The organism is Virgibacillus sp. M23 (assembly GCF_034190895.1).
In the GTDB taxonomy this organism is placed as follows: Bacteria; Bacillota; Bacilli; order Bacillales; family Amphibacillaceae; genus Virgibacillus; species Virgibacillus salarius.
In genome coordinates this window covers 1-255 of the sequence record NZ_JAWDHA010000418.1, presented here as the reverse complement: position 1 = coordinate 255, position 255 = coordinate 1, and the positions used below count along the sequence as shown (strand labels likewise).

The window sequence follows — 255 nt, the reverse complement described above, 5'->3', positions numbered from 1 at the left end:
GAAATATAGCCCGTAATTTTTCATCTATCGTAAAGATTACATGCCGATGGTTCACTTGTACTATATCTTCTGTAAGGACGCGACTCCATTCTTCACTTTCTCCTACAGAACACGTTGTACAAAAACGCCCTTTACATCGAAAAGGGACATGTCGAACGTCATGGCATCCTTCACAAACATAGAGTTTGAATCCATTTTTGGGATCTCCACAGTCACGAAATTTTTCCACCTCTTTAATGACAATTGGACGAATTC

General features: G+C 39.6%; 1 protein-coding gene. It reads right to left on the bottom strand.

The window, feature by feature from the left end; translation table 11 throughout:
- Window positions 1-255 (bottom strand): transposase zinc-binding domain-containing protein (locus RVS70_RS23500; RefSeq protein WP_321135113.1); only part of this gene is annotated, 255 nt, incomplete at both ends.